The organism is Kitasatospora putterlickiae, assembly GCF_039527695.1.
Taxonomy (GTDB): Bacteria; Actinomycetota; Actinomycetes; order Streptomycetales; family Streptomycetaceae; genus Kitasatospora; species Kitasatospora putterlickiae.
The window spans coordinates 1357-2871 of the sequence record NZ_BAAAKJ010000444.1 but is presented as its reverse complement, the minus strand read 5'-3'; positions in this window follow the sequence as shown (position 1 = coordinate 2871).

The window sequence follows — 1515 nt, the reverse complement described above, 5'->3', positions numbered from 1 at the left end:
GGTCGCCGGGCCGGGCGCGAGCGTGGCGTAGTCCGCACCGGGGGCGGAGCGCCGGGTGACGGCGTGGAGCGGCGCGGGCGACAGCGCGTCGCCCCGGCTGTCCGCCCCTGACGATCGGCGTGCCTCCCCAACCGTGCACGCCGCGGGCGGTGCTTCACCCGGTTCGGGGGCCGGGCAGGCTGTCCGAAACGGGTTCGGCGGGTTTGCCGGGGACGCCGCCGCCCTCTCCGCACTGCCCGCTCCGCACCGGCCGGACCGCCCGGGCCCGCGTCGGCCCGGCCCGCGTCGACCAGGTGGCACGGACCCCACCGGAGAACTCCCCCGGAGGCGGCCGGACAGCGACCGGACAATAGCCGGTCGGAGCCCGCAGCGGCCGGGCGAGCGGCTCACCCGCCGTCAGCAGGGCGACGGCACAGGAACGTCGGAGCGCGATGGCCGGCCGGTCGGCCCAGATCGGGGCCGTTCGCCGCGCAACCCTTTGACCGCGATCGGCGTCGTCAGTTCCGTTGCCCGGCCCGTTGGTTCGCGCCCCGTGCGGGTTCGCGGCACGTCGGGCAGCCGCCCGGGGCGGCCGGGCCGGCGGCCCCCGATGTCGTCATTGGCCAGTTCGGGCCGGCCGGGGATCTCCGTCGGCGAAGGTCGACATACGACCGCCGACCACCGTTTCCCGGCTCCGGCGCTGGCCGGATGAAGCCTGGGAGGCGCACGCCAAGCAGCCGTGCGCCCCTCCCGTGCACCGCCTATTTTCGGTCAATCTCGCGCGGCTCCCCCACCCTTGGGCATATCCGCAGCCCAGGCGCACCGGCCGGGCGCGTCGGAGCCGGACGGCCCAGGACCAGTCCCGCGACAACCAGCCACCGTTGCACCGACCCTCTTCCCAGAAGGGTCGACGGGTGCCACGCTTCGTGATCGAATGCATCACGCCAAATTGCCATGTCGACATAGCGTCGGATGGTGAACTTGTCACAACGGCAACGGTCCACCCGATAGATTCGATCTTGGCCAGCAGTGCCGCACCACCACACCACACCACCGAGGGGGCTTGAGCGCCTTGAGCAGGGTGAGCAGGAGCGACGCGGGTCCTGACAGCGGCCAGGCCGCGGCCGGCAGCGCGGGTCGTCCCGCGAGAGGCACCGCCTCCCAGGCCTCCACCGCCAACACCCGTCACTCCGGCACCGCCTCATACCCCTCCTACTCCCCCGTAGCCCCATCCGCCCCAGGAGGCCCGTCGGCCCCGGGCTTCCCGGCCGGCTCGGGCGCCCCCTCGGCCTCGGGTCAGCCGCCCTTCCCGGCCGCCGCGGAGTACGGCGGACGACCCGTCAGCCGACCGTCCGTCAGCCACCCGGGCGGGTACGGCGGCGGTCCGGAAGGCCGGGTCGGGGCGTCGGTTACCGGCCATTCCGGTGGCCACCCCGGCGGCCATTCCGGACCGGAGAACGGCTTCACGGCCTTCGCCGCCACCCCGTCCACCGCGTCCTACGCCCCGGGGGCTCCCGGCGGCGGCCTCGGGCCGGC